Raw genomic sequence first — 21,783 nt, 5'->3', positions numbered from 1 at the left:
CACCCGACCGGGGGACGGAGCATGCCCCGGGGTTTGGCATCATCTCGGCATGGGCATAGTCGCGGGCTTGGACAGTTCCACCGAGAGCACACGGATCGTCGTCTGCGATACGGACACGGGGGCCGTGCTCCGCCAGGGGTACGCCCCTCATCCGCACACCGACGGTGACCCCCAGGCATGGCTGATCTCCCTCGGCGAAGCCGCCGCCGGAGGCCTTCTGGAGGGCGTCCAGGCCATCGGGGTCTCCGCGCAGCAGAACGGACTGCTCGCGCTGGACGCCGGCGGGGTGCTCGTGCGGCCCGCGATGCTCGGCAACGACAAGCGGATGCAGCCCTCCGCGGCCGATCTGACCGACGCGCTGGGCGGCCGCGCCGCCTGGGCCCAGGCCGTCGGCTCCGTGCCGCAGCCCGGCCAGATGGTCGCGAAGCTGCGCTGGCTCGCCCGCAACGAACCCGAGTCCGCCCAGCGCATCGCCGCCCTGCTCCAGCCGCACGACTGGCTCGTGTGGCAGCTGCTCGGACGCCCGCTGCGGCGCACCACCGACCGCGGCGACGCCTCCGGCACCGGCCTGTGGTCCGCCGCGACCGCCTCCTGGCGGCCGGACCTGGTGGAGCTGGCCCTGGGCCACCCGGCCGTGCTCCCGGACGTGCTCGCGCCCGCCGAGCCCGCCGGGCACACCCCCGAGGGGCTGCTGATCTCCGCCGGCACCGGCGAGACGATGGCGGCCGCCTTCGGGCTGGGCGTGGGGCCGGGCGACGCGGTGGTCTCCCTGGGCGCATCGGGCTCGGTCTTCGCCGTGCACCACGAGGCGCTCGTGGACCCCTCCGGGACGATCACGTCCTACGCCGACGCCACCGGCATGCACCTGCCCGTGGTGCACACCCTCAACGCCGTACGGGTGCTGCGCGGCACGGCGGAGATGCTGGGCACGGACCTGGCGGGCCTGTCGGAGCTGGCCCTGCAGTCGAGCCCGGGCTCGTACGGGCTGGTCATGCTGCCGTACCTGGAAGGCGAGCGGACCCCGCACCTGCCGCACACCGCGGGCACGCTGGCGGGGCTGCGGCGCGAGAGCATGAAGCCCGAGCATCTGGCGCGGGCCGCGTTCGAGGGCATGCTGTGCGGGCTCACGGACGCGCTGGACGTGCTGCGGGGGCGCGGGGTGCAGGTGCGCCGGGTGTTCCTGCTGGGGGCCGCGGCGGAGCTGCCGGCCGTGCAGGCGGCCGCTCCCGCGCTGTTCGGCACGCAGGTCGTCGTGCCCCAGCCGGCGGACTACGCGGCCCTGGGCGCGGCCCGGCAGGCCGCCTGGGCGCTGGGCGTCCAGCAGGGCTCTCTGGGCCCCCACGAGCCGCCGCTGTGGCCCGCGGCGGCCAGCCAGGTGTTCGAGCCGGGTGAGGACCTGCCGGTGGGTCAGGCGGTGCGGCAGCAGTACGCGGCCGTGCGCGAGCAGACCCATCCGGGGGCGTTCGACGCCGCCGGCTGACCGGCGCTCCCCCGGTCGGTCGGTCAGTCGGTCAGTCGAGGTAGCCGCGGAGCTGGTCGGCGAAGGCGTGGTCGCGCAGCTTGTTGAGGGTCTTGGACTCGATCTGGCGGATGCGCTCGCGGGTCACGCCGAAGATGCGGCCGATCTCCTCCAGGGTGCGGGGGCGGCCGTCGACCAGCCCGTAGCGCAGCTGCACCACCTTGCGCTCGCGCTCCCCGAGCGTCGACAGCACCGCCTCCAAGTGCTCGCGCAGCAGCAGGAAGGCGGCCGATTCGACGGGGGACGCCGCGTCGCCGTCCTCGATCAGGTCGCCGAGGGCGACGTCGTCCTCCTCGCCGACCGGCGCGTGCAGCGAGACCGGCTCCTGGGCCAGCCGCAGGACCTCGCTGACCCGCTCCTGGGTCAGGTCGAGATGGGCGGCCACCTCGTCGGCCGTGGGCTCGTAGCCGCGCTCCTGCAGCATGCGGCGCTGGACGCGGACGACGCGGTTGATGAGCTCCACGACGTGCACCGGGACGCGGATCGTACGGGCCTGGTCCGCGAGGGCGCGCGACATGGCCTGGCGGATCCACCACGTCGCGTATGTGGAGAACTTGTAGCCGCGGGCGTAGTCGAACTTCTCGACGGCCCTGATCAGGCCCAGGTTGCCCTCCTGGACGAGGTCGAGCATGGTCAGGCCCCGGCCGATGTAGCGCTTGGCGACGGAGACGACGAGGCGCAGGTTGGCCTCGATCAGCCGCCGTTTGGCCATCCGGCCGAGCACGACGAGGCGGTCGAGGTCGAGGGCGAGCTGGGAGTCGAGGTCGGAGGCTCCGGCGAGCTTCTCCTCCGCGAACAGGCCGGCCTCCACGCAGCGGGCGAGCTCCACCTCCTCGGCGGCGGAGAGCAGCGGGATGCGGCCGATCTCGCGCAGGTACTGCCGGAAGAGGTCGGAGGAAGGGCCGCCGGTGTCGGCGCGGACGGATTCGGAGTGCTCGGCGCGCGCGGCCCGGGGGGACGCGGTCTCTTCGGCCTCGGCCGCCGCCGGTTCGCCTCCCGCCGGGTCCGGCGAGGGGTCCGGCAGGGGCCCCGGCAGGGGCGGCTCGTCGGAGAGGCTCTCGGCCTGGGGCGCGGCGGGCTGCCGGGGGACGCCCTGGGCCGGGGCGGCCGCGGGCCGTGACGGGAGCCTGGTCGGTGTCCGGGTCTGCACGGGGGCGACCTCCAAGGTGATCGCTGCCGGTTTCGGGGCGGCATGCGCCGGAGGGGCGGCAGCGGCCTGGCCGCCGGCCGTCCCGGGGATCAGGAGCGGCTTCGCGAAGGGTTCCGAGTTCCGGGTCCGAGCGGCCGGGCCTGCCGCGTCCGAGGACTCAGGCACCGCCCACCAGTGTGGGGTACGACGCGGGCCCGCCACGAGGGGCTTGCGGGCACTTTCTGAGTCCGTTCCGTGACCGGGGGTTACGACCTCCGCTTCCGCGGCGGTGGGGGGCCGGGGCCAGGCCCCTCACTCCCGGAGCACCGCTCCCTCGAATCCGCCGCCACGGCGGAGACCGGCGGTGCCTCACGAAGCTCCCGGCCGGTTCGGCACCGCCGGGTCACGCCCTGGGGGTTGCTCGCCGCGGCGGCGGGATCGAAGGGCCGGGCCCTTCACCCGCGTGACCGGCGGAGGGGCACGCGTCGCTGCGGCCGGTTCGAGGGGACCGGGCCCCTTCAGGGCGTATCACCGGCCGGCACTTTTGAACCGCCGCCGCGGCGATCAGCCGACACCGCGCAGATCGGCGGTGCCCGACGAAGCTTCCGCGCGGCTCGGCACCGCCGGACAGCGCCCTGGGGGTTGCTCGCCGCGGCGGCGGGATCGAAGGGCCGGGCCCTTCACCCGCGTGACCGGCGGAGGGGCACGCGTCGCTGCGGCCGGTTCGAGGGGACCGGGCCCCTTCAGGGCGTATCACCGGCCGGCACTTTGAACCGCCGCCGCGGCGATCAGCCGACACCGCGCAGACCGGCGGTGCCCGACGAAGCTTCCGCGCGGCTCGGCACCGCCGGACAGCGCCCTGGGGGTTGCTCGCCGCGGCGGCGGGATCGAAGGGCCGGGCCCTTCACCCGCGTGACCGGCGGAGGGGCACGCGCCGCTGCGGTGGAAGTGAAGGGGCCGGGGCCCTTCGGGGGCCGGGGCCCTAGAGGGCCGCTGCCCCGCGGTCCTTCAGGGAGCGGGCGTACTGCTCCAGGACCCACAGTTCGTTCTGGACGGCGGCCAGGTGCTCCGGGTCCGGCCGGCTGCCCAGGCGGATGAGGCTGCCCTGGACCTCCTGGATGCGGCGTTCGACGGCGCGCAGGCGGACCTGGACGAGCTGGATGCCCGCGTAGACCTCGTCGACGTTCTTGTGCCGGATCGCCTCGACCGCCAGCTCGGTGATCATCGCCCGGACGGTGTCGTCGGGGGCGGCGTCCCGGACGCGGGTGAGGTAGTCGGCGGGGGCGCCGGTGACGCCGCCGGCCTCCTCGACGGCGCGGCGCACGGCCACGTAGGGCACGGCGGTGAACTCGTCCTCGCCGTAGGCGTCGAAGGCGGGGGCGACGAGCTCGGGCCGCTGCAGGGCGAGCTTGAGCAGCTCGCGCTCGGTGAGCGCGGCGGGGCTGCGCAGATTGAGCGCGGGGCCGCGGACGGCCTGCGGCCCGCCGGTCCGGCGGTGGTCGGGCCCCGCCGCGGACCCGGCGGCGGGCCCGGGGGCCGGCGCGCCGGCCCGGCCTGCGGAGCGCTGCTGGGGGCCGCCGCGCTCCCCGCGCTCGCGCGCCCAGCGCGCCAGCTGTCCCACGCGCATGACGACGAACTGGCTGTCGAGGATGCCCAGCAGTCCGGCGAGCCGGACGGCGTACTGGTGCCGGATGGAGCCGTCCTTGATGTTCGCCACGATGGGCGCGGCCTCCTCCAGGGCGGCGGCCTGTCCCTCGGGCTCCTCGACGGCGTGCCGGGCGACCACGGAACGGATCGCGAACTCGAAGAGGGGGGTGCTCTCCTCGACCAGTCGCCGTACGGCGTCGTCGCCGTCGGCGAGGCGGAGCTCGCACGGGTCCATCCCGCCGGGACTGACAGCGATCTTGGTGCTCGCGGCGAACTTCTGGTCGTCCTCGAAGGCCCGCAGGGCCGCGCGCTGCCCGGCGGCGTCACCGTCGAAGGTGAAGATCACCTTCGCGCCGGAGTTGTCCATCAGCAACCGGCGGAGGATCTTGATGTGGTCGCCCGCGAAGGCGGTCCCGCAGGTGGCGATGGCGGTGGTGACGCCGGCCAGGTGGCAGGCCATGACGTCGGTGTAGCCCTCGACGACGACGGCGCGGCTGGTCTTGGCGATGTCCTTCTTGGCGAGGTCGATGCCGTAGAGGACGTGCGACTTGCGGTAGAGCGGCGTCTCGGGGGTGTTGAGGTACTTGGGGCCGTTGTCGTCGTCGCGGAGCTTGCGCGCGCCGAAGCCGATGACCTCGCCGGTGATGTCGCGGATGGGCCACATCAGGCGGCCGCGGAAGCGGTCGATGGGCCGGCCGCCGCGGCTCTCCTGGGCGAGGCCGGAGAGGATCAGCTCCTTGTCGCTGAAGCCCTTGCCGCGCAGGAAGCGGGTGAGGTGGTCCCAGCCGGCGGGGCTGTAGCCGACGCCGAAGTGCTCGGCGGCCTCCTGGCCGAAGCCGCGGCTCGCGAGGAACTGCCGGCCGATCTCGGCCTCGGCGCTGCCCAGCTGCTCGGCGTAGAACTTCGCGGCGTGCTTGTGGGCCTCGACGAGGCGGATGCGCTCGCCCTGCTGGCGGCCCGGGGTGTAGCCGCCCTCCTCGTAGCGCAGGGTGATGCCGGCCTGGGCGGCCAGCCGCTCGATCGTCTCGGCGAAGGAGAGGTGGTCGATCTTCATGACGAAGTCGACGGTGTCCCCGCCCTCCTGGCAGCCGAAGCAGTAGAAGAGGCCCTTGGCCGGGCTGACCTGGAAGGACGGGGACTTCTCGTCGTGGAAGGGGCACAGGCCCTTGAGGTTGCCGCCGCCCGCGTTGCGCAGCTGGAGGTACTCGGATACGACGGCGTCGATCGGGACCGCGTCCCGTACCGCCTTCACGTCGTCGTCGTTGATCCGTCCTGCCACGCGTGAATTCTACGGGCGGGGGCCGTCGGCGCGGGACCGTCAGGACTGCGCGGGGCTGGGCAGCAGGGCGTCGAGGGGCACGGCGGGGTCGGCGAGGGCCTCGGGGTCCAGCGGGGCACCGGAACGGATGAGCTTCTGGACGGTCTCCGTGACATCCCACACATTGACGTTCATCCCGGCGAGGAGGCGCCCCCCGGCGAGCCAGAAGGCGATGAACTCGCGCTTGCCGACGTCGCCGCGGCAGACGACCTGGTCGTAGGAGCCGGGCGGGGCGTAGCCGGAGTACTCCAGGCCGACGTCGTACTGGTCGGAGAAGAAGTAGGGCACCCGGTCGTAGGCGATCTCCTGGCCGAGCATGGCGCGGGCGGCGGCGGGGCCGGTGTGGAGGGCGTTGGCCCAGTGCTCGACGCGGAGCCTCGTACCCAGCGAGGGGTGCTCGGCGGCGGCGACGTCGCCCGCGGCGTAGATCTGGGGGTCGGAGGTGCGCAGGGAGGCGTCGACGGCGATGCCGCCGCCGTCGGCGCGGTCGACGAGGGCGAGGCCCGCGGCCTCGGCGAGGGCGGTGCGGGGGGCGGCGCCGATGGCGGCGAGGACGGCGTGGGCGGGGTGCTCCTCGCCGTCGTCGGTACGGGCGGCCAGGACCATGCCGTCCTGGCCGGCGATCTCGGTGAGGCGGGCGCCGAAGTGGAAGCGGACGCCGTGCTCGCTGTGCAGGTCGGTGAAGAGCTGGCCGAGCTCGGGGCCGAGGACGGGGTGCAGCGGCGTGGGCTCGGGCTCGACGACGGTCACCTCGGCACCGTAGGAGCGGGCGGCGGCGGCGACTTCGAGGCCGATCCAGCCCGCGCCGGCGATGACGAGGTGGCCGTTGTCGCGGCCGAGGGAGGCGAGGACGCCGCGCAGCCGCTCGGCGTGGGCGAGGCGGCGCAGGTGGTGGACGCCGGCGAGGCCGGTGCCGGGGATGTCGAGGCGGCGGGGCTCGGCGCCGGTGGCCAGCAGCAGCTTGTCGTAGTGGACGAAGGTGCCGTCGCCGAGGCGGACGGAGCGGGCCGCGCGGTCGAGGTGGACGGCGGGCTGGCCGAGGTGCAGCTCGACGTCGGCCTGGGCGTACCAGCCCGGCTCGTGGACGAAGACGCTGTCGCGGTCCTCCTTGCCCGTCAGGTAGCCCTTGGAGAGCGGCGGGCGCTCGTAGGGGTGCTCGCGTTCGTCGCAGATGAGGATCACCCGGCCGGTGAAGCCCTCCGCGCGCAGGGTCTCCGCGGCCTTCGCCCCGGCCAGGCCCCCTCCGACGATGACGAACGTCTGGTTCGCGTCGACCACTTGCTGCCTCCTCGCTGCCACGCAGTGCGTCTGCAGTGCGTCTGCGGTGAACCGCCCCCGGCCGGAATCGCCCGTGCAGAGGTTGCCGCACGGGGCCCGCCGCCGGAAGAGGGACTACCCCGGACGGGTCAGTACCCGCAAGGTGTGGGGGAAGTCCTCGGATTCTGTGGACATTCGGTCACCCTTCTGCCACAGCACGTCCGTCGGTGAGGCGGGCGAGGAGGGAGCGCGCGGAGACGTCGGTCAGGGCGGCGATCTGGTCGACGACGGCGCGCTGGCGTCCGGCGTCGTCCGCGGCGGCCGCGTAGAGGGAGCGGAACTGCGGGTCGAGGCCGTCGGGGGCACGGGCGGTGAGGGCCTCGGCGAGCTCGGCGATGACGACGCGCTGGTCGGCGCGGAGCTTCTCCTGGTCCGGGCGCTGCATCACATAGCGGTCGGCCACGGCCTTCAAGACGGCGCATTCGAGGCGGGTTTCGCGGGGGACGACGAGCTCGGCCCCGTAACGCGTGAGCCGACCGGGCCCTCCCCCAGAGCCTGAACGGCCTGGGAGGTACCCCCATGCGGCGCGTGTGGCGCTCTCCGCGGCCAGGCAGAAGCGGCCGATGAGCTGGCTGGTGGCGTCCTTGAGGCGGGCCTGGGCGACGGCGGATCCGTCGTAGCCGTGCGGCCACCACTCCTGCTCCAGCAGGCGGTCGAGGGCCTCGGCGAGCTCTTCGGGCCCGGCCCCCGGGGCGTAGCGGCCGGCGGCGACGGCGAAGACGTCCTGCCGCTCGGGCTCGGCCAGCAGCACATTGGGGTCGAGGTGGCCGGCGTGCAGGCCGTCCTCGACGTCGTGCACGGAGTAGGCGACGTCGTCGGACCAGTCCATGACCTGGGCCTCGAAGCTCTGCCGCCCCTCGGGGGCGCCCTGCCGCAGCCAGGTGAAGACGGGGAGGTCGTCCTCGTAGACGCCGAACTTGCGGGAGGCCGGGTCGGTGGGGTGGCCGCCGCGCGGCCAGGGGTACTTGGTGGCGGCGTCGAGAGCGGCCCGGGTGAGGTTGAGGCCGACGCTGACGAGCTCGCCGGTGCGCTCGCTGGGGACGAACCGCTTGGGCTCCAGGCGGGTGAGCAGGCGCAGCGACTGGGCGTTGCCCTCGAAGCCGCCGCACGGAGCGGCGAATTCGTTGAGCGCCTCCTCGCCGTTGTGGCCGAACGGGGGGTGGCCCATGTCGTGCGCGAGGCAGGCGGCCTCCACCAGATCGGGGTCGCAGCCGAGCGCCGCGCCGAGCTCGCGGCCCACCTGGGCGCACTCCAGGGAGTGCGTGAGGCGGGTGCGGGGGCTGGCGTCCCAGGCCTGGGCGCTGACGCCGGGCGTGACGACCTGGGTCTTGCCGGCCAGCCGGCGCAGGGCCGCCGAGTGCAGCACGCGGGCCCGGTCCCGCTGGAAGGCGGTGCGCCCGGGGCGTTTGTCCGGCTCGGGGGCCCAGCGCTCCAGGTCCTGCTCGTCGTATCCGGCGATGACGGGCTTCTCGCCGGGTGTGCGTGCCGCTGCGTTCATACCCCGACGGTAACCGGCGGGTGTGACAGCAGCGACGGCGTGAGCTGGGGCGGAGCGGGAACCCGGCCGGGGCGGAGCGGGAACCCGGGGGGCCTTTGGGACGTCCTTACCGGTCGACGGGGAGGATGATCGACATGGTGCGGGGCCGCGTACTGCGGATGCGGGTGCGGATGCCGCGGACGCGGCGGGAGAGACGGCGGCTGCTGTGGGCGGCCGTGGCCGGCTGCGTGCTCGGGCTGCTGCCGGTGACGTGGGTGTACGCGGCGGCGGAGCCGCGTCTGCGGACCGTTGCGGACGTGCCGGCGGCGCCGGTCGCCATCGTCTTCGGCGCGGGCCTGTGGGAGGGCGAGCCCTCCCCCTATCTGGCGCACCGCCTGGACGCGGCCGTCGAGCTGTACCGGGCGGGCAAGGTCCGCGTCGTGCTGGTCACCGGCGACAACAGCCGCGCGGAGTACGACGAGCCGGATGCGATGCGCAAGTACCTGACGGACCGCGGGGTGCCCTCGGGGCGGATCGTGAGCGACTTCGCGGGCTTCGACACCTGGGATTCGTGCACACGCGCCGTCCGCATCTTCGGGGTGAAGAAGGCGGTGCTGGTCACCCAGGACTTCCACATCCGGCGGGCGCTGGCGCTGTGCGGGGCCGCGGGCGTCGACGCGTACGGGGTGGGCGTGACCGCCAAGCACGACGTCACCTGGTACGCGGGCGGTGCGCGCGAGGTGTTCGCCTCGGGGAAGGCGGCGCTGGATGCGATCGTGCGGCCGGGGCCGCAGTTCCTGGGGCCGCGTGAGCCGGGAGTGCAGCAGGCGCTGGCGGACGGGCCGGCGCGCTAGTCGGCGCACCGGTCAGCGCACTGGCCGGCTCGGCCACTGGTCGGCGCGCTAGTTCCTGACCGGCTCCCGGCCGTTTATGGCGTCCAGGTACAGCTTGAAGATCTCGTCGTCGTTGACCGGGCTGTAGGAGATCTGCGCGCTCTCCTCCCCCTCCGGCCCGCCGCCGTTCAGACCGCCGAGGACCCCGACGAGGTCGCCCGTCTTCGTGCGCTCGTCGAAGTGGGCGAGCCAGGGGCTGCCGGAGGTGCCCGAGACGTAGCCGTCGCAGCGCATCCTCAGCTGGCGGCGGTCGTCGAGGCGGGTGGTCATGGCCGTGCAGCGGATCGCCTGGTCGGCGGGGTCGTCGTCGGCGTCGGGATAGCCGATGACCGTGACCCGGTTGACGTAGCCGGGGGTGCGGACCAGGCGGTTGGCGCCGGTGACGCGCTCCACCTGGCGGCCGCGGCCGTCGGGTCTGAGGGTGGCGAAGGCGAAGTCCAGGTCGGAGCCCTCGCCCGCGTCGGAGCGGCGGGGGTCGGTGAAGGCGCGGTCCACGGCCCACACCCCGTACGGCTGGCGGTCGGCGCCGGCCCGGTAGCCGGGGACGAACGCGGCGTCGGAGCCGACGGAGCAGTGCCCGGCCGTGACGATCAGATTGCCCTTGGGGCTGTGCACCACGCTGGCCGTGCAGTGGTGGTCGCGCATGTCCTCGCCGACGGAGAACAGCACGCCCACGGACGGCACGCCGTCGAAGTGGCGGGCGCTGCCGGTGATGCGCTGTGCGGGGGGCGCGGCGTCACCGTCGGCGTCGTCGTCACTGCTGCCGCCGCTTTTGACGGACTGCTCCATCCGCGTCGGTCCCCAGAACCGGCGGGCCTCCTCGCTGGACCAGCTGCCCTCCCGGCCATGGCCTCCGGCCCCCCGGGGCACGGCCGCCGCGAGGGTGACGACATAGAGCCCCGCGAGCACGGCCCGGACCCATCGGACCCGGCCCCACCGGGAGAAACGCACGAGAACCCCCACCACGTCAGGAAGGTAGTCGACAGGCTAACCGCATCTGCTGTGGACGGGATCGCGCCGGGCCGATTTCCCTATCGCTTTACCTCCTGCTTTACCTCCCGCTGTCCTCCGGTCAGCCGCCCCACTGGTCGTAGCCCAGCTTGCACACCAGCGATACGACCACCACGAGGAGCACCGCCCGGACGAAGCCGCTGCCCCGCTTGAGCGCCATCCGGGCCCCCACCGCGCCGCCGGTGAGGTTGAACAGCGCCATGGGCGCGGCGACCTGCCAGATCACGGAGTCGTGGAGGGAGAAGGTGACGAGGGCGCCCACGTTGGTGCAGACGTTGACGATCTTGGCGGTGCCGGAGGCCGTCACCAGGTCCATGTGGAGGATCCCGGCGAGGGTGAGCACGAGGAAGGTGCCGGTGCCCGGCCCTATGAGGCCGTCGTAGAAGCCGATGCCGAGGCCGGCGACGAGGACCGCGGCGAGGGCGCGGCGCCGGGAGACCGGCTCGGTGGAGGGCGCGGTCGTGCCGAAGGTGGGGCGCAGCAGCACGAAGGCGAGCACGGCCAGCAGGATGGCCATGATCAGGGGGCGCAGGACGGCGTTGCTGATGCCGGTCGCGAAGACCGCCCCGGCGAGCGAGCCGCCGAGCGCGGCCAGGCCGATGCGCAGGGCCGTGCGCGGGTTCACCGGCGCGCGCCGGGCGTAGGCGACGGCCGCCGCCGCGGTGCCGCAGATGGCCACGGCCTTGTTGGTGCCGAGGACGTGCGCGGGCGGCACGTGCGGCAGGCCCACCATGAGCGCCGGGAGCTGCAGGAGGCCGCCGCCGCCCACCACCGCGTCGATCCACCCCGCCGCGGCCGCGGCGAGGCAGAGCACGAGCAGGGTCGACAGCGATATGTCGGTGGTCACCCCGGCGATCGTACGGGCTCCGCCCAACTCGCCCGCGGAACAGGGCCGCAGCCCCGGCGGGACTCGGACACACGAACGACACGGCGGCGGTGAAAAGGTGTGCCACGGTGGCGACAGACGGCGGCGGCTGTGCCACAGTTCTGGGCACTCCGCAGCCCGCTCCCCCACCGTCCCTGTCCGCTCTCCCGAAGGGACCTCCCGCGATGACCGTCGCACCCGAGCAGCTGCCGCACGTGCCCGCACCGGTGGCCGCACCGGCCTCTGCTTCCGCAGCCGTATCCGCAGCCGTGTCCGTACGCGTCGAAGCGCTCCTGGGGGGCCGGTGGCACGCCTTGTGCGAGCTGGGCGATCTGCGGCCCGGGCGGGGCGTGGCGGTCCTGCTGCCGGACGGCCAGCAGGCCGCCGTCTTCCTCGACCGGGCCGGACGGGCGTACGCGATAGGCAACCAGGACCCGTTCAGCGGCGCGTACGTCCTCGCGCGCGGGCCGCTCGGCTCGGCGGGCGGGCGGGCGTACGTCGCCTCGCCGCCGGCCGGGCGCCGCTTCGACCTGACGGACGGCAGGTGCCTGGACGACGCGGCGGTCTCGGTCCCGGCGTATACGGTCCGGCTGCGCTGAGCGGGGGCGCCCCGCGCGCGGGCCACCGTATCGGGCGAATGCCCGTCCTGCACGGCCGCGGCCTCGCCTACGCTGGGACCTACGAGGGCTACTGACGCGTATGGGCCGGGTGCGGACCGCAGAGGAGCGCAGCAGACGTGACTGGATGGAACGCGAGCGAGATCCCCGACCAGAGCGGCCGCACGGCGGTGGTCACCGGCGCCAACAGCGGCATCGGCCTCGTCACCGCCCGCGAGCTGGCCCGCCGCGGCGCGCGGGTGATCCTGGCCTGCAGGGACGCCACGCGCGGCAAGGCGGCCGAGGAGCGGGTGCGGGCGGCGGCGCCCGGCGCCGACGTGCAGTTCGCCCCGCTGGACCTCGCGGACCTCTCCTCCGTCCGGGCCTTCGCGGCGGACCTCCCCGGCGACCGGCTGGACCTGCTGATCAACAACGCCGGGGTGATGGCGCTGCCGCAGCGCCGCACGGTCGACGGCTTCGAGATGCAGTTCGGCACGAACCATCTCGGCCATTTCGCGCTGACCGGGCTGCTGTTGCCGAGACTGCGGGAAGCCGGGCACGGCGCGCGGGTCGTCACCGTCTCCAGCGGGCTGCACGTCCTGGGGACGGTCGACCCGCGCGATCTCAACATGGAGCACCGCTACCGCCGCTGGATCGCCTACGGCCGCTCCAAGAGCGCCAACCTGCTCTTCACGCACGAGCTCGCGCAGCGGCTGACGGCGGAGGGCTCGCGGGTCGTCGCCGTCGCCGCGCACCCGGGCTACGCGGCGACCAACCTGCAGACGGCCGGGGTGCGGATGGAGGGCCGGGAAGTCGCCGAGCGCATCGTCGAGCTCGGCAACCGGCTCTTCGCGCAGAGCCCGGAGAACGGCGCCCTGCCCACGCTCTACGCGGCCACGTCGCAGGACGTCCGGCAGGACGACTACTTCGGCCCGCGCTTCGAATTCCGCAGCCGGACGCCTACGCGGCGGGCGGTCCGGGCGCCCTGGACGCGTAACGACCGTGCGAGCGCGGGCCTTTGGGCCGCGTCGGAGCGGCTGACGGGCGTGACGTACACCTGGGTGTGACCGGGGCTCCGCCCCGGGCCCCGTTGCCCTCATGAGCCGGGCAGGCTGGAGAAGCCACAGCTGTCCAGCAGCCGCCGCGCTCCCTCGCCGTCGATCCGTTCCGTGAGCTCCGCCAGCGCCGCCCCGCCTTCCCGCAGCAGCCCGCTCTGCCGTGAGCGGCGGGCCCCCGCGTCCAGCCGGTGCCACAGCAGCGGGTTGGCGACGAGGACTTGCGGGTCCAGCTCCACACGGCCGCCCCCGGCGTCCCGCAGCACGAGGCGCGGTGTCATGCCGTCCGCGCGGCGCACCTGCGTCAGCAGGTCGGTGCGGACGCGCTTCTCGCCCAGCACGCCGCGCACGGCGAGCCAGCCGTCGCCGGCGGTGACCCGGTGCGGCAGCAGCACGGCCACGAGCAGGGCCCCGAGCACGGTCCAGCAGGCGCCGCGCGGCCCGTCGAGGCTGCCCCGGCCGAGGTCGGCGAGGACGAGGACGCCCGCGAGGCCTGTTCCGCAGTACCAGGCGGCCCGCGCCTCGCGCAGCCACTCGCGGTCGTGGGCGAGGACCTCGCCGCCCGGCGGCTGCGCCTGCGTCCGCCGTACGTGCGTGCCGTGCCCGCCTGCCCGCACCCTCAAGGGCTGTCGCCGTCCCATGCTCGTGACGCTAGGCCCGGGCCGGGGGCGGACCGCCCGCTGTTGACGGAGCGCTGACGCTGTTCGGGCCAACCCTTACGCCCTGCTGACGTAATCCGGCCCGGGCCGTCAAGAACGCGTGAAGATCCCCCCGGAACCCGCCAAGAGGCCGCCAAGGCCGTGCGCACGCGCGCGGGAGCGGCTGCACGCTGGGCGTCCCACTCACGGAGGTACGAACAGAATGTCCCTGCTCGCGCATGCGAACCAGCGGCCCGGGGGGGCCGACGAGGAACCGCCGGATACCGGCGCCGCGCGGCCGTCCGCCGAGGACCGGCACCGGCTGACGGCCACTCAGGGACTCGCGGCCCTGTCCCTGGACGCGATGGCGTCGGTGGCCTACGGCCCCGAGTCGATCGTCCTGGTGCTGGCCGCGGCGGGTGCGTACGGGCTGGGCTTCACGCTCCCGGTCACGCTCGCGATCGCCGCCCTGCTGGCGGTGCTCGTCGCCTCCTACCGGCAGGTCATCGCGGCGTTCCCGGACGGCGGCGGCTCGTACGCGGTCGCCAAGCGTCATCTGGGCCGGCGCACCGCCCTGGTGACCGCGGCCTCCCTGGTGCTGGACTACGTGCTGAACGTGGCCGTGTCGGTCACGGCCGGCGTCGCGGCCCTGACCTCCGCCTTCCCCTCCCTCTACGGCGACCGGCTGTGGATCTGCCTGGCCGTGCTGGCCCTGGTGACCGGGGTGAACCTGCGCGGCATCGTGGAGTCCGCGAAGTGGTTCATGGTGCCGACGGCCGTCTTCGTCGGCTCGGTCCTGACGATGATCGTGGCCGGGCTGCTGCGGGACGCGCCCGCGAGCACCGAAGCCGCTGCCGGGCACGCCTCCGTGCTCACCGGCAACGCCACGTCCGTCGGCGCGCTGCTGCTCCTGAAGGCCTTCGCCGCGGGCTGCTCCGCCCTGACCGGCGTGGAGGCCGTGGCCAACGCCGTGCCGTCCTTCCGCGCCCCGGCGCAGCGGCGGGCCCAGCGCACGGAGGTCGCGCTCGGCGCCCTGCTGGGCGTCATGCTGATCGGCCTGTCGGTGCTGATCGGCCGCTTCCACCTGCAGCCGGCCGAGGGCGTCACCGTCCTCGCCCAGCTCGCCGACGCCTCGCTCGGCCACAACTGGGCCTTCTACGTGGTGCAGTTCGCCACCGTCGTCCTGCTGGCGCTGGCCGCGAACACCTCCTTCGGCGGGCTGCCGGTCCTGATGGCCCTGCTGGCCCGGGACAACTACCTGCCGCACGTCTTCGGCCTCAAGGCCGACCGGCAGGTGCACCGGCACGGCGTGCTGGCCCTGGCCGCCGTGTCCGCGCTGCTGCTGGTCTTCTCCGGCGGCGACGTCAACACCCTCGTGCCGCTGTTCGCGATCGGGGTGTTCGTGGGCTTCACCATCTGCCAGGTGGGCATGGTGCGGCACTGGCGGCGGGAGCGCTCGGCCGGCTGGCGCGGCAAGGCGTGCCTCAACGGCTTCGGCGCGCTGCTGACGGGCGTGTCGGCGGTCGTGGTCACGGCCACGAAGTTCGAGGAGGGCGCCTGGCTGATCGTCCTGGCGCTGCCGCTGATCGTGCTGGCCTTCGAGACCGTCCACCGCGCGTACGGGCGGATCGGCGAGCGGCTGGGGCTCGGCCGGGTGCCCGAGGCGCCGCGCCGCTGCCACAGCGTGGTCGTCGTGCCCGTCTCCTCCCTCTCCCGGCTGACCAGCAAGGCCCTGACCGCCGCCGTGTCGCTGGGCGACGAGGTGGTCGCGGTGACCGCCGTCCAGCCCGACGCGGAGGGGGCGCGGGCCGCCGAGTCCCTGCGGCGCGACTGGGAGCTGTGGAACCCGGGCGTCGACCTGGTCGAACTGCCCGCGCCCACGCGCGCGCTGGGCCGCCCCATCGTCGACTACGTCCACGAGCTCACCGCCCGGCACCCCGACAACCGCGTCACGGTCCTGATCCCCGAGGTCGAGCCCGCCCACATCTGGCAGCGGCTGCTGCAGAACCAGCGCGGCGCGGTCGTGGCGCACGCGGTGCGCCGGGACACGGACGCGGTGATCTGCCGCCTCCGCTTCCGCATCGGCGCGGAACCGACCGCCCGGCGGACCGTCACGCGGCGCTAATCACCCTGTCTTGACGTGCTCCCCGGCCTAACGACCGGGGACTCCTGCCACGGCCTTACGGCCGTCTCGATGGCTTCCTGCTTCACCACGCTGTGCCGGGACTCTCACCCCGGTCTTACCTGCGCTCTGCCAGGCGTTTAGCCTGTCCGCGCTTTCCCCCTAAAGATCGGCCTCGTGTGTCACGATAAACGTCATGCGACTGTGCGGGAAGGACTGTGGAAGGCCGACGCCCAAGGACAGTGATCGATACTGCCGCGAGTGCCGGAATGCCTACAACCGAGAGTGGCGCAAGGCCAACCCAGCCAAAAGGAGTACCTACCACCGCAAGTGGCGGAACAGGCAGACACTTCTGGATCGATGCCACAAATGCACCCGCCCCATCTGCGAGTTCTCCACAGATCGCTGCTTGATCCACTACCTTGCGCGCCGAGCACGAAAGGCCCTGGGGGCCGAAACAGTGGCGGGAGCGAAAGCCCTGATCGCGGCATTTGAACGCCAAGAGGGACTTTGCCCCTATACCGGACGGAAGCTTACTTACGGGACTGCTGAGATCGACCACGTACACCCTCGGTCGAAGGGGGGACGTGAGGCGCTGACCGCAGACAACATTGAGTGGGTTCACCCAGACGTGAATCGAGCCAAGTCAGGCATGTCTCGTGAGGAGTTCATTGCCCTCTGCCGCGACATCGCGGTGCGGCTTGGTCCGCGCAGCTAAACAGGCGGCGCAGCAGGAACGGGCCGGGACCACCTGACCTTGATGTCACCGACCTTGGCCACGTACACCGAGCCGTCCGGTTGGAGAGAGAAGGCGTTGGTGTTCAGGCGGACGGACTGCCTTCCGTCCTTCTTCGACTTGAACCGGGGCAGGGCCGCCTTCGGCCCCTTGCGTTTGCCCCTCATCGAATCGAAGAAGTTCTTGTAGGCCGTGTCCAGATCTCGCAGGGACTGCTGGAGCACCACCGCTGACACCTCGGCGAGCCATGCGCGCTCCTCGGTGCGCTTGGCCTGGGTGATGCATCGCCTCGACAGTTCACCGGACGTCACGTAGGACAGCCCGGCCTCATGCGCTTCCTTGCGGGCCCGTAGGCAGTCGTTCCACACCACCCGGGCACACCCGAACGCCCGCGCCAGTGCACGGCACTGACCGCCGTCCGGATACACCCGGTAGTTGTAACGGAGTTGCATCGGCACGATGGTACTGAAGCTGGTCCTGTGGGTACGGAGAACGACGTTCTTACAGGCACCCTCCGTCGTCAGCCCCTGCGGCGTGCGATCGCATACGCCGCGCCCCACGGCACAGGCGCATCGACGCGAGCAAGGGGAGAACCGAACATGCCGATCAGCCGCAGACTGCTCTTGGCCGGGGGTGCGGGCATCGCACTGACCGGGTGCGGGTCCAACACGGGGCGCGGCGGGGAGGGTTCGGGGCGGCCCCGGCTGTCCCACTGGTACCACCAGTACGGGGAGGCGGGCACCCGGCAGGCCGTGGGCCGGTACGCCGCCGCGTACGACAAGGCCGGCGTGCGGGTCGAGTGGCGGCCCGGCAACTACGACCAGCAGACCGCCGCCGCCCTGCTGACGGACTCCGGGCCGGACGTCTTCGAGGTCAACGGCCCGACCCTGGACCAGATCCGCGGCGGGCAGGTCGTCGACCTCACCGGCCTGCTGGAGGGCGTCAAGGGCGACTTCAACCGGGCCGTCCTCGCCCCCAAGACCTGGGACGGGCGTGTGTGGGGCATCCCGCAGGCGATCGACACACAGCTGCTCTACTACCGCCGGAGCCTGCTGGAGAAGGCCGGGGTGCGCCCGCCGCGGACCCTGGACGAGCTGGTCGACGCCGCGGGCAGGCTCACCGCCGGCCCGGTCAAGGGCCTCTTCCTCGGCAACGACGGCGGCGCGGGCGTCCTCGGCGGCACGCCCCTGTACGCGGCGGGCCTCTCGCTCGTCACCGACGACGGCAAGCCGGGCTTCGACGACCCGACCGCCGCCCGCACCCTCGGCAAGCTGCACCGGCTCTACGCCGGGAAGTCCCTGCTGCTGGGCGCGCCCGCCGACTGGTCCGACCCGGCGGCACTCATCCAGGGCCTCACCGCCATGCAGTGGTCCGGGCTGTGGGCGCTGCCGCAGGTGAAGAAGGCGCTCGGCGACGACTTCGGGGTGCTGCCCTTCCCCTCCGACGGGCCCGCGGGCAAGCCGGCCGTGCCCGTCGGCGCGTACGCCGCGGCGGTCAGCGCCCGCAGCGGGCGGCGGGAGGAGGCGAAGGCCTATGTGAAGTGGCTGTGGGTCGAGCGCACCGACCACCAGGAGGACTTCGCGCTCTCCTACGGCTTCCACATCCCCGCCCGCACCTCGCTGGCCGCGAAGGCGGCGAAGCTCAAGGAGGGCGCGGCGGCCGAGATCGTAGGGTTCACCAACGATTACGGCTACGCCCAGCCGCTGCTGTGGACGGTCGCCGCGCAGACCGCCTACCAGGACGCGCTCAGCCGGATCATCAAGGAAGGGGCCGATCCGGAGCGCGAGGTGAAGGCGGCCGTCCGCCGGACCGCGGAGGAGCTGCGGCGCGCCGGGAAGAAGTCCTGACGTGGCGGCGGCGTACGGTGCGGCGCGCAGGCGGCGGCAGGCCCTGTGGTTCTGGGTGTTCACCGGCCCCTTCGTGCTCGGCCTCGCCCTCTTCACGTACGTGCCGCTGGCCTGGAGCGTCTGGCTCGGCTTCTTCGACGCGCACAACACCGTCTCCCCCACCGACTTCACGGGCCTGGACAACTACCGGGAGGTGCTCGGCGATCCGGCCTTCCGCTCCGCGCTCGGCACGTTCGTGCTGTTCACGGCCTTCATCGTGCCGGCCACGTACGTGCTGTCGCTGGGGCTCGCGCTGGCGGTGGGGCGGCTGCGGGCCGCGCAGGCCTTCTTCCGGTCGGTGTTCTTCCTGCCGACGGCCTGCAGCTATGTGGTGGCGGCGCTGGTGTGGAAGCTGTCGGTCTTCAACGGCGTGCGGTTCGGGCTGGCCAACACCGTGCTGGGCTGGTTCGGCGCCGAGCCGGTGGCCTGGCTGTCGGCCACCGACCCGCCCTGGTACTGGCTGGTCGTGGTGACCGTCCGGCTGTGGCTCCAGGCGGGCTTCTACATGGTGCTCTTCCTCGCCGGACTGCAGCGCATCCCGCCGCAGCTGTACGAGGCGGCGGCCGTCGACGGGGCGCGGCCGGGGTGGCAGACCTTCCGGCACATCACCTTCCCGGCGCTGCGGGCCACGTCGGTCGCGGTGGTGCTGCTGCTGGTCATCAACGCCTTCCAGGCGTTCGACGAGTTCTACAACCTCCTGTCGGACGCGCGCGGCTATCCGCCGTACGCCCGGCCGCCGCTGGTCTACCTCTACTACACGGCGCTCGGGCAGGGGCAGAACCTGGGGCTGGGCAGTGCGGGCGCGGTCGTGCTGGCGCTGGTGATCGCGGTGGTGTCGGTGGTGCAGGTGCGCTGGTTCGGCCTGGGCAGGCGGGAAGCGTGACGGGGGGCATGACGGGAGGTACCGGGGGAGGCGCGAGGCGGACGGACGACGCCCTCGTACGGGCCGGGCGGGCGCTGCGGCTGGTCCTGCTGATCGCGCTGGCCGTGCTGTTCCTCGTCCCCTTCTACCTGCTGGTGCGCAACGGGCTCGCGGCCGAGGAGGACATCACCTCGCCGGAGTGGACGTTCTTCCCGTCCGAGGTGCACTGGTCGAACGTACGGGAGCTGTTCACCGACCCCGACGTGCCGATGGCGCACGCGCTGCTGAACTCCTCGCTGATCGCGGTGGCCACCACGCTCGGCACGCTGCTCCTCGCCTCGCTCGCCGGCTACGGCCTGGCCCGCATCCCCTACCGGCACGCCGACGCCGTCCTCTACGCGGTCCTGGGCACGCTGCTGGTGCCGGCGGCGGTCACCTTCGTGCCGTCGTTCGTGCTGGTGTCGTCGCTGGGCTGGGTCTCCAGCCTGCGCGGTCTGATCGTGCCGACGCTCTTCAGCGCCTTCGCGTGCTTCGTCTTCCGCCAGTACTTCCTCGGCTTCCCGCGGGAGCTGGAGGACGCGGCGCAGGTGGACGGACTGGGCCCCTGGCGCACGTACTGGCTCGTCGTCGTGCCCAACTCCCGCCCGGTGTTCGCGGCAGTCGGCACGATCGTCTTCATCGGGGCCTGGAACTCGTTCCTGTGGCCCTTGGTCATCGGCCAGGACCGCGACGCGTGGACGGTCCAGGTGGCCCTGTCGACGTTCACCACCGCCCAGTCGGTAAAGCTGCACGAACTGTTCGTGGCAGCGGCCGTGTCGGTGCTACCGCTGCTGGTGGTGTTCCTCGTGCTGCAGCGCTACATCGTGGCGGGGGTGGAACGCTCCGGGATCGACGGCTGAGGCGGCGAGCACCCCGACCCCCGGCTGGGGGTCCGGGGGTTACCCCCCGGGAGATGCAGCATCGGGGCCTGGAACTCGTTCCTGTGGCCCTTGGTCATCGGCCAGGACCGCGACGCGTGGACGGTCCAGGTGGCCCTGTCGACGTTCACCACCGCCCAGTCGGTGAAACTGCACGAACTGTTCGTGGCAGCGGCCGTGTCGGTGCTACCGCTACTGGTGGTCTTCTTGGTGCTGCAGCGCTACATCGTCGCAGGGGTCGAACGCTCGGGGATCGACGGCTGAGGCGGCGAGCACCCCGACCCCCGACTGGGGGTCCGGGGGTTACCCCCCGGGAGATTGCAGCATCGTTGCCGGGGTGGAACGCTCGGGGATCGACGGCTGAGGCGGCCTCGGTGCGAGCTGCGTCGTCCTGTGGCCGCCGCGCAGGAGGGCCGCGCCCAGGGGTGTCAGGGTGTGCATCACGGCGCTGCCGTTGCGCAGGGTCAGGACGAGGCCGGCCTCGCGGAGCACGCCCGCGTGCTGGCTGGCGGAGGCCGCCGAGACCCCGACGCGGCGGGCGAGTTCACTCGTGGTGCAGCCGCCGCCGATGGAGCCGAGCACCGCCGAGCGGGTGTGCCCGACGAGCTTGCCGAGCGAGCGCGGCGCGGTCTGCACGGCGGGCGCGGACTCCGACATGTGCCGGGCGGGATAGACGAGGACGGGGGTGAGGTCGGGGTCCCGGTAGGTGACGGGCGTGCGCCGGCAGAAGAAGGAGGGAACGAGCAGCAGGCCGCGGCCGTTCAAGTGGACGTCGCGGTCGACGGGGTAGTCGGCCTCCAGGACCGGGGCGCGCCAGCGCATCATCGGCGGCAGCGAGGAGAGCAGGGCGTCGGCGCCGCCGTCCAGCAGGGCCCGGCCGCGCACGGCGCGGTCGGCCTCGATCTGGGCCTGGATGTGCTGCCAGTAGGGGGCTATCGCGGCTTCGTGGTACGCCTGGAGCGCCCCGGTGAGCTTGGCGAAGGCACGGTCGTCCCCCTCGGCCATGGATCGTATCCAAGCGGGGAGCGTGCGGGCCGTGGAGAGGCGCCCGAGCTCGCGGTGCACCCGCTCCCCCGGCGTCTCGCGCAGGGCCTGCATGCCGGAGTCGAGTCCGAGTACCCCTTCGGGGGGTGTGAGGAAGTCCGGAAAATACCCGCGGGAAGGCACCAGCGGGGCGAGAAGCCGAGTTTCACCATTCAACCTGGTCCGGGTTTCCGAGCGCCAATCCCCGAAGATCGACTCGCCTTGTTTGTCCCGGAGCCGGTGGAGGCTCAATACGGTTTCCCAGAGTGCGTCCGGGTCTCCGGCCAGGCGCAACCGGGCCAGATCGAGTCCAGTGAAATGGACGCGCAGCACCAAACCCCCACATGAGACATCCGCAACCACCCCCCGCTCACTGAGTATGCACACCGATACGAGCTGTTACCACGCCCTTTTGGCCACAGTTGAAAGGACTCGCGGGGAACGTGGGGGAAGCGAAATGCTATTCACGCACTCGGGGCCGCCCCCGCTCGTTCCCGTGGGGGGTGGCGAGCGAAAAAGCGGCCGCTGAGTATGCGAGTTGCCGCCCGAGCCGATGCGGGCGGCAACAACTCCCGGTGGGGGAGTAAAGAGGGGCGGCGCTCCCGCACGGGCGCCGCCCCTTCGCCCTGTCCGGCACCGGCATGACCACAGGTCAGCCACAGGCCGGGCACATCTCGGGCGCAGGATCACCACAGGTCGATCACCTACCGGTAACCCCGGCGTCATGTGCCGGAGACACCGGCGCCCCACCGCACGCCCCACAGGCCCCACG

16 protein-coding genes and 2 pseudogenes are annotated in these 21,783 nt (G+C 73.1%); 9 read left to right on the top strand and 9 right to left on the bottom strand.

From position 1 onward, the window contains the following. Window positions 1-49 precede the first annotated feature (49 nt). The gene (locus IE241_RS07610; RefSeq protein ID WP_190020832.1) at window positions 50-1,480 is read left to right on the top strand and encodes an FGGY family carbohydrate kinase; all 1,431 of its coding nucleotides are present in this window, start codon (window positions 50-52) and stop codon (window positions 1,478-1,480) included. A gap of 31 nt (window positions 1,481-1,511) precedes the next feature. Here IE241_RS07610 and IE241_RS07605 read toward each other — a convergent pair whose 3' ends face one another. The 4 genes from IE241_RS07605 to IE241_RS07590 form a co-directional block, all read right to left on the bottom strand. Further along, entirely contained in the window at window positions 1,512-2,834 is a 1,323-nt protein-coding gene (locus tag IE241_RS07605) for an RNA polymerase sigma factor (RefSeq protein ID WP_190020831.1), read from the bottom strand. Between the two features lie 796 nt (window positions 2,835-3,630). Continuing rightward, window positions 3,631-5,574: a DNA primase gene (gene dnaG / locus IE241_RS07600; protein ID WP_190020830.1), complete on the bottom strand. Its 1,944-nt coding sequence runs from the start codon at window positions 5,572-5,574 to the stop codon at window positions 3,631-3,633. A 39-nt stretch (window positions 5,575-5,613) separates the two neighbouring features. Beyond that, window positions 5,614-6,891: an NAD(P)/FAD-dependent oxidoreductase gene (locus IE241_RS07595; RefSeq protein ID WP_190020829.1), complete on the bottom strand. Its 1,278-nt coding sequence runs from the start codon at window positions 6,889-6,891 to the stop codon at window positions 5,614-5,616. Window positions 6,892-7,069: 178 nt separating this feature from the next. Continuing rightward, window positions 7,070-8,428 (bottom strand): deoxyguanosinetriphosphate triphosphohydrolase, encoded by a 1,359-nt coding sequence (locus IE241_RS07590; RefSeq protein ID WP_190020828.1) that lies wholly within the window; start codon window positions 8,426-8,428, stop codon window positions 7,070-7,072. 134 nt (window positions 8,429-8,562) lie between these two features. Between IE241_RS07590 and IE241_RS07585 the strand changes: the two genes are divergently transcribed. Further along, window positions 8,563-9,261 carry a SanA/YdcF family protein gene (locus IE241_RS07585; protein WP_229898899.1) on the top strand — a complete coding sequence of 233 codons (699 nt, stop codon included), beginning with the start codon at window positions 8,563-8,565 and terminating at the stop codon, window positions 9,259-9,261. Between the two features lie 48 nt (window positions 9,262-9,309). Here the strand turns inward: IE241_RS07585 and IE241_RS07580 are convergent, their stop codons facing one another. Next, a complete protein-coding gene (locus tag IE241_RS07580; protein WP_229898897.1) occupies window positions 9,310-10,266 on the bottom strand; it encodes a trypsin-like serine peptidase in 957 nt (318 codons plus the stop codon). Between the two features lie 106 nt (window positions 10,267-10,372). Continuing rightward, window positions 10,373-11,158: a sulfite exporter TauE/SafE family protein gene (locus tag IE241_RS07575; protein ID WP_190020826.1), complete on the bottom strand. Its 786-nt coding sequence runs from the start codon at window positions 11,156-11,158 to the stop codon at window positions 10,373-10,375. A gap of 203 nt (window positions 11,159-11,361) precedes the next feature. Between IE241_RS07575 and IE241_RS07570 the strand changes: the two genes are divergently transcribed. Together IE241_RS07570 and IE241_RS07565 are read left to right on the top strand one after the other, a co-directional pair. Continuing rightward, complete coding sequence (locus IE241_RS07570; protein WP_190020825.1) at window positions 11,362-11,775, top strand: nitrite reductase small subunit NirD; 414 nt, start codon at window positions 11,362-11,364, stop codon at window positions 11,773-11,775. A gap of 137 nt (window positions 11,776-11,912) precedes the next feature. Beyond that, entirely contained in the window at window positions 11,913-12,839 is a 927-nt protein-coding gene (locus IE241_RS07565) for an oxidoreductase (protein ID WP_190020824.1), read from the top strand. 29 nt (window positions 12,840-12,868) lie between these two features. Here the strand turns inward: IE241_RS07565 and IE241_RS07560 are convergent, their stop codons facing one another. Then, window positions 12,869-13,468 (bottom strand): hypothetical protein, encoded by a 600-nt coding sequence (locus IE241_RS07560; RefSeq protein WP_229898894.1) that lies wholly within the window; start codon window positions 13,466-13,468, stop codon window positions 12,869-12,871. Window positions 13,469-13,688: 220 nt separating this feature from the next. Between IE241_RS07560 and IE241_RS07555 the strand changes: the two genes are divergently transcribed. Then, window positions 13,689-15,590: an APC family permease gene (locus IE241_RS07555; RefSeq protein ID WP_190020823.1), complete on the top strand. Its 1,902-nt coding sequence runs from the start codon at window positions 13,689-13,691 to the stop codon at window positions 15,588-15,590. A gap of 720 nt (window positions 15,591-16,310) precedes the next feature. Here IE241_RS07555 and IE241_RS07550 read toward each other — a convergent pair. Further along, a pseudogene (locus IE241_RS07550) lies at window positions 16,311-16,775 on the bottom strand (RNA-guided endonuclease InsQ/TnpB family protein); the annotation flags it as partial. Between the two features lie 147 nt (window positions 16,776-16,922). Here IE241_RS07550 and IE241_RS07545 point away from each other — a divergent pair. From IE241_RS07545 to IE241_RS07530, 4 genes and pseudogenes are all read left to right on the top strand, one after another. After that, window positions 16,923-18,170 carry an ABC transporter substrate-binding protein gene (locus IE241_RS07545; RefSeq protein ID WP_190020822.1) on the top strand — a complete coding sequence of 416 codons (1,248 nt, stop codon included), beginning with the start codon at window positions 16,923-16,925 and terminating at the stop codon, window positions 18,168-18,170. A gap of 1 nt (window position 18,171) precedes the next feature. Next, window positions 18,172-19,092: a carbohydrate ABC transporter permease gene (locus tag IE241_RS07540; RefSeq protein ID WP_190020821.1), complete on the top strand. Its 921-nt coding sequence runs from the start codon at window positions 18,172-18,174 to the stop codon at window positions 19,090-19,092. An 8-nt stretch (window positions 19,093-19,100) separates the two neighbouring features. Continuing rightward, window positions 19,101-19,970, top strand: a complete 870-nt coding sequence (locus tag IE241_RS07535) for a carbohydrate ABC transporter permease (protein WP_190020820.1) — start codon at window positions 19,101-19,103, stop codon at window positions 19,968-19,970. Between the two features lie 60 nt (window positions 19,971-20,030). Beyond that, window positions 20,031-20,252 (top strand): annotated as a pseudogene (locus IE241_RS07530) (carbohydrate ABC transporter permease); the annotation flags it as partial. Window positions 20,253-20,291: 39 nt separating this feature from the next. On the opposite strand, the gene IE241_RS07525 reads toward IE241_RS07530, so the two are convergent. Continuing rightward, entirely contained in the window at window positions 20,292-21,344 is a 1,053-nt protein-coding gene (locus IE241_RS07525; protein ID WP_190020819.1) for an ArsR/SmtB family transcription factor, read from the bottom strand. Between the last annotated feature and the right edge of the window lie 439 nt (window positions 21,345-21,783).

The sequence above is a fragment of the Streptomyces hiroshimensis genome (genome assembly GCF_014650335.1).
GTDB classification, from domain to species: domain Bacteria; phylum Actinomycetota; class Actinomycetes; order Streptomycetales; family Streptomycetaceae; genus Streptomyces; species Streptomyces hiroshimensis.
Note: the sequence above shows the minus strand (reverse complement) of the source record. Positions and strands in the feature narration are given on the sequence as shown.

What these genes read in the sequence shown, in the direction of transcription:
- IE241_RS07570 (WP_190020825.1), top strand. Translation starts at nt 11,362, where the DNA reads ATGACCGTCGCACCCGAGCAGCTGCCGCACGTGCCCGCACCGGTGGCC.
- IE241_RS07545 (WP_190020822.1), top strand. Translation starts at nt 16,923, where the DNA reads ATGCCGATCAGCCGCAGACTGCTCTTGGCCGGGGGTGCGGGCATCGCA.
- IE241_RS07610 (WP_190020832.1), top strand. Translation starts at nt 50, where the DNA reads ATGGGCATAGTCGCGGGCTTGGACAGTTCCACCGAGAGCACACGGATC.
- IE241_RS07585 (WP_229898899.1), top strand. Translation starts at nt 8,563, where the DNA reads ATGGTGCGGGGCCGCGTACTGCGGATGCGGGTGCGGATGCCGCGGACG.
- IE241_RS07535 (WP_190020820.1), top strand. Translation starts at nt 19,101, where the DNA reads ATGACGGGAGGTACCGGGGGAGGCGCGAGGCGGACGGACGACGCCCTC.
- IE241_RS07560 (WP_229898894.1), bottom strand. Translation starts at nt 13,468, where the DNA reads ATGGGACGGCGACAGCCCTTGAGGGTGCGGGCAGGCGGGCACGGCACG.
- IE241_RS07590 (WP_190020828.1), bottom strand. Translation starts at nt 8,428, where the DNA reads ATGAACGCAGCGGCACGCACACCCGGCGAGAAGCCCGTCATCGCCGGA.
- IE241_RS07555 (WP_190020823.1), top strand. Translation starts at nt 13,689, where the DNA reads ATGTCCCTGCTCGCGCATGCGAACCAGCGGCCCGGGGGGGCCGACGAG.